The following is a 4,771-nucleotide window of genomic DNA, read 5'->3' on the forward strand; positions in this document are numbered from 1 at the left end:
TGCTCGAAGCCAGGGAACTGTTTGAAATAACCACGAATATCATTGAAGCCTGCGCCAGTGACCATGCGGTGGCGTCTCCCAAACTTTCGAGCCAAGGATCCGGATAGCAATAGGGCTTGCATCTTTTCAGGAGACATATTTCCTCCAGGCAACAAAAAACCGCCCGAGGGCGGCTCATTAGAAATTTAGTTAGTGCTCAACGTATGGACCTATATACGTGCCTGCCATGTCTGAACTAACGCGGAATATTGTTTCTCGATCAGCCACAGCTTCAGCCGCCATGGTTCTAATCGCCTGCCCCATGCAAAGCCCCGATCCAGCCAAGCCTACACCGAGATTCAAAGCACCCGATTTAACGTAGAAGGTGACCTTTTGGCTGGACCCAAGTTTCGCGGCCTTTTTCCCATCGACATAGATAACGAAATCACAAGCCGATGCGTTTATGCCGCCGTCTCGAAGAACAGTTATCGCTCCGTAAGCACCGGCAGGTCGGGCCTGAAACGCATACAACTGATCCTTCGGCGCTTGCTTGGCTTGCTGAACAATGATGGCATTCGAGAAGCAACCCGCCAACAGCGCCACCGCAACCGCCCCTACCAGAGTTCGTATGTCGATCCCTCTATTTGGTTTGCAAGGAATCTACCATTGCGGAACGTCAGCACCAAAACTCCGCCGAGGCGAGGTGACGGTTTGGTATAACTGATGTTGAGCGCGTAACGCCGCCGGCAATCACCGCAGCAATTCCGAATCAACCACTCCGCCTTTCGCTTTAACTACGATACCGCTTCCGGCTAAGCACCAAACGTCGTTTAAGAAAGACAAAAAGAAAGGCACCCAAAGGTGCCCTCTCTGTACCGTTTACGGCTGGAATCGTGTGCCGCAGGCATGACACATCCAAGTGCGACGCCACTCTTCCAATTTGTCGTACTGCGCGACGTTGAATTTCCAGTGACGAACGAATCCAATCACACCGACGGTGATAAATATCGCGCCAATGAAAAACCTCGACCAATCCACGCCCCAGAACGTGTTCATAAGCTTGAGGCCGTCGTACAAGATGATGGCGCCAACCCCCGTAAGGATGACGGGGCCAAGCAAGCGCTTACCTGGAGGTGGGCCGACGCTTGCCGCCAAATAGGTCTGGTGCCGACCTGTAGTTTCAACGGTCACGCTTGGTCCGAATCCGGATTGGGATTGCGCTTGGTGGGTTGCTTGTATATGAGAGGTGCCAGCAGCATGGATGACGGAAAGAAGCTGGACATTTTGGCCTTGGCAGTGCGGACAGCAGATGGCGTTGTTGCTCACCACGTAATCATTCCTTTGAAGGGCGGGAAAGCTTCATTCTAAGGCAAGATTAACGTTCTTTGCACCTGATGAGCAGCCTTATTTGAGCAGATCGGCTCCTGTTGTTTGTACACACTTATGCCACCAGTAGCTCACCGTAACTTCCCGCCAAAAACCGCCATAGATGTCCCGCTTGCTGTCTCGGCTGTAGAGGTGATGCAGCATCGACCCCGGCGCCGGGGAGTGTTCGGGCTCGGTCTTCAGCACACCATCGGCCAGGTATACCCCAGCGTGATTCGGCACCTTCGACCGGATCTGCATCAGCACGATGTCGCCGTGCTGCGGCGCACTGACTTTACTGAATCCGGCCGCGGGCAGGTTCTCCAGGTACAGGTTCAGTACCGATTTCGACGCGCCGAAGAAGTCCCTCACCGATGCGATCGGCAAATGCCTGAGTCAGCTTGGCTTCTCTGCTGATGTCCGCCTGGGCCTGTACGACGACATTCACTACGTCAACGAACGCCTGGGTGAAGCCGAGATCGAGCGTGCTGAGGACAAGATCGAAGCGAAGGAGCGTCTGGCCGCCGAGTACCGCGAATGGCTGGCTGAGACGCTCCATCTGATCGGCACCGCGCAGTCGCTCAACGAGTTGCGGCAGCTCTACAAATCGGCCATGCGCAAGCTGGACCTTCGTCAAAACGATCCAGAGCGCGAAGTCCACAAACTCAAATTCACCCGCGCCAAGGACGCCCGCAAAGCGGACCTTGAAGACTCTATGGAAGGTGCAGCATGACCGAACTCTACGCACTGACTGGCCAGATGAGCGCTTCGACATGAACGAGATGGCAGACGCCGCCTACTGGCACGCCTTGGAAGAGCTGCAGAACTCGCCAGGCCAGTACCGCGGAGCGTCGACCTATGATGTCGTGCAGGTCGACACCGGAAAGCTGCTTGGCAATATCAGCCGGTCGATCTTCAACTTCTCAAACGCCGAGCCGGGCAGCGCATCGTCTTCCTATGACGGCAAGGTTTATTCTGGCCCAGAGTGGATACACCTGAATCTGGGGCTTTCCCGGAATGTCGGCACGATCACGGGGCTGATTATGGAAATGTACGGGCGACGGTACCAATTGATCGCAATGCGACGATGATCCGCGGCGTTTGCCACAACCCTGTCGACGACCCAGACGCTTACCGAGCGCTCATAGATGTAGCGCAAGTCGCGCATGAGGAGCGGGATCTGCGTACCTTTGAAAAGGAGCGACCGCATATCGAGTCGGCGGCCTTCTGTATCTGCCCCGTCTGCCACGATCGCTTTGATGCGCGGGACGACTGCTCGACCTGCGCCGGAAACGGTTTTGTGACGAAGCCTGTCCCAGCGGTCCATAGATCCGGGGACCTTGACGATGGGGTTACTGGGAGCCATATGGAAAAGCCCTTAGCTTCTGCGCAAATAGGAATCGTCTGATTCAAGTTTAGCAATACTTCACATTAAACTTATAGAATGAATCTATTAGAGAATTACAACTTTGCAAGTAAAAACTTTATCAGCCTCAATAATTCTCCCTTTGATTCTATTGACGACCTACACTACAAGCGTTTGGGCGACAGAAGATTGTTATGGAAGTCCTGGGCCTTCTGGGACTGCATCTTTACGTTTTAACGGACCATCGGCGCTAAACATACCTGCGGACACCCCCATCGGCACCGTAGTTTATGAAGAAACCCAAGGCGAATTTTCCGTAAGCTTTCGATGCAAGACGCCTGGTGTCTTCGGCATGAGGGTAAACCTTGCAATAGGTGAACAACCATCGGGAGGCCATCTATTCCCCATCAAGGGAACTGGACTTTCTTGGCAACTGACCGCGGTTGAAGGTTATGAGCTTGCAGGGTTTATTCCTTCCGTACCACCAGGAAAAATCCTCCCAGTCCTACCTCCAAATAACGCTTGGTACGGATGGGCGCTCAATACGAGTAGGTTTAAATTAGAAATCATCAAAACAGATAAAAGCACCGTTAAAACGAATCTATCTGCTGGCGTTTGGGGCACAATCAAGGCGAATCAGATGGCTCTCGTCAACGTTATCATGTCAAAGGAAATCCCCCAAGAGACACTATCATGCGAAACACCTAACATTTCAGTAGCAATGGGCGAATACACATCAAGCGACTTTCATGATAATGACAAACTCAATAACACAAACTACAAAATTGAACTACTCAACTGCCCAAGAGGCATTAAAACAGTAACTTACGCACTGATCGCCACGTCACCCATCATAGATAAAAAAAACGGAATAGTCTCAATGAATTCCAGCTCTAGCGCGAAAGGTGTTGGCTTGAAGCTAATGGACGCTAACGGGCTATCACTTGAGCTAAATCGGTCTTACACGCTTTCCGACTACAACACAGCCGGAGGGAATCTTTCCATCCCTTTAACAGCCGCATATGTAAAACTCCAAAACAGCCAAATTAAAGCTGGAACCGCTAACGTTGAAGTTTCCTTTTCAATCAGTTATCAATGATTGTGGGTCTAAGCTGTTCACAGGTGAGCATAATTAAGTTCAACATCCAGGCCGACTAAGGCGGACCGAAGAAGCATCCGTACCTGGTCAGGTGCTGAGACCATTCGCCAATCCTCTTCGCCGCTATTGGCCAGAACCCTAATGAAGAGCATGGCCCTAGCGAATACGACGGATTCGTGATCATCACCGCCGACAGCGCCGGCGGCATGGTCGACATTCACGACCGCAGGCCGGTGGCCTCGGACCTGGCCCGGGAATGGCTCGACCCTGCAACGCCCAAGGAACGCGCCGAATAGATGGCCCTGCACCAAGGCGAGCCCGCCAAGGCCTTCGAGTGGTTCAAAGTTAGCGCCGCCGTCGGCAATGTCAGGAATCGCGGCGCGGATCTGATCGAACCCATGACCAAGCCCGCAGGGGGCGATGTGGTGAATAATGGCTGATCATTGACAGGCTGATACAGTCGCGGCCAGAAGCCGCTCATACCCGATCCGCTGCCGGCGCTCTGCCAGAAGCGCTCGCACCTTCAGCTCCAGGCTGTCGGTCTTCTTGAGGCTGCCCGTGGCCCAGACCGACACGGGCACAGCTGACACCTTGCAGGGCACCAGCACCGGCACTTCCACCCGCACGGTACGCACTTCAGGCTCCCGGGCTGCGCACCCCGTCAGCACCAGCGCAAATGCCCACCAGACCAAGCCCACGGCCAACCCAGGCTGAAAGCCTTGTAAATAGCGGCCTGTGGATTTTAAAAGCCCCGATTTCACCCAAGCTTCCCGACTATTTGCTGTCCCGGTTTTGGTGAGGGTTTTTACTCTCGACCAGGCGCGACAAAAAAAGAAGCAATGATCAGTACAGCTCCAACGATGGTCCGCAATAGCCCGGCACGCTTCGAACCTGCAATTACTGGGACGATTCGAATTACTCCTCGCCCCGTTGGTTTTCCGAGATCATCTTCGGAAAGGTTC

General features: G+C 53.6%; 7 protein-coding genes and 2 pseudogenes. 4 read left to right on the top strand and 5 right to left on the bottom strand.

Annotated features, from left to right (window positions below; genetic code table 11):
• Nucleotides 1–189 precede the first annotated feature (189 nt).
• The 3 genes from BLX41_RS14925 to BLX41_RS14935 all read right to left on the bottom strand — a co-directional run bounded on the left by BLX41_RS14925 (nt 190) and on the right by BLX41_RS14935 (nt 1,605).
• Nucleotides 190–582: a hypothetical protein gene (locus BLX41_RS14925; protein WP_259744919.1), complete on the bottom strand. Its 393-nt coding sequence runs from the start codon at nt 580–582 to the stop codon at nt 190–192.
• Nucleotides 583–858: 276 nt separating this feature from the next.
• Nucleotides 859–1,305 carry a hypothetical protein gene (locus BLX41_RS33360; RefSeq protein WP_148059727.1) on the bottom strand — a complete coding sequence of 149 codons (447 nt, stop codon included), beginning with the start codon at nt 1,303–1,305 and terminating at the stop codon, nt 859–861.
• Between the two features lie 78 nt (nt 1,306–1,383).
• On the bottom strand, nt 1,384–1,605 hold the full coding sequence (locus BLX41_RS14935; protein WP_259744927.1) for a C40 family peptidase: 222 nt from the start codon (nt 1,603–1,605) through the stop codon (nt 1,384–1,386).
• A 7-nt stretch (nt 1,606–1,612) separates the two neighbouring features.
• On the opposite strand from BLX41_RS14935, the gene BLX41_RS14940 reads away from it, so the two are divergent.
• The 4 genes and pseudogenes from BLX41_RS14940 to BLX41_RS14955 all read left to right on the top strand — a co-directional run.
• On the top strand, nt 1,613–2,077 hold the full coding sequence (locus tag BLX41_RS14940) for a hypothetical protein (protein WP_221179213.1): 465 nt from the start codon (nt 1,613–1,615) through the stop codon (nt 2,075–2,077).
• Between the two features lie 40 nt (nt 2,078–2,117).
• Complete coding sequence (locus tag BLX41_RS33670; RefSeq protein WP_185073575.1) at nt 2,118–2,435, top strand: hypothetical protein; 318 nt, start codon at nt 2,118–2,120, stop codon at nt 2,433–2,435.
• Nucleotides 2,436–2,813: 378 nt separating this feature from the next.
• Nucleotides 2,814–3,809: a fimbrial protein gene (locus tag BLX41_RS14950; protein ID WP_148059728.1), complete on the top strand. Its 996-nt coding sequence runs from the start codon at nt 2,814–2,816 to the stop codon at nt 3,807–3,809.
• 59 nt (nt 3,810–3,868) lie between these two features.
• A pseudogene (locus BLX41_RS14955) lies at nt 3,869–4,249 on the top strand (SOS response-associated peptidase family protein); the annotation flags it as partial.
• Here the strand turns inward: BLX41_RS14955 and BLX41_RS14960 are convergent.
• Together BLX41_RS14960 and BLX41_RS35420 are read right to left on the bottom strand one after the other, a co-directional pair.
• On the bottom strand, nt 4,250–4,507 hold the full coding sequence (locus BLX41_RS14960) for a hypothetical protein (protein ID WP_123725581.1): 258 nt from the start codon (nt 4,505–4,507) through the stop codon (nt 4,250–4,252).
• Between the two features lie 119 nt (nt 4,508–4,626).
• Nucleotides 4,627–4,771 (bottom strand): annotated as a pseudogene (locus BLX41_RS35420) (tail assembly protein); the annotation flags it as partial.

The organism is Pseudomonas protegens, from assembly GCF_003732485.1.
Taxonomy (GTDB): domain Bacteria; phylum Pseudomonadota; class Gammaproteobacteria; order Pseudomonadales; family Pseudomonadaceae; genus Aquipseudomonas; species Aquipseudomonas protegens_B.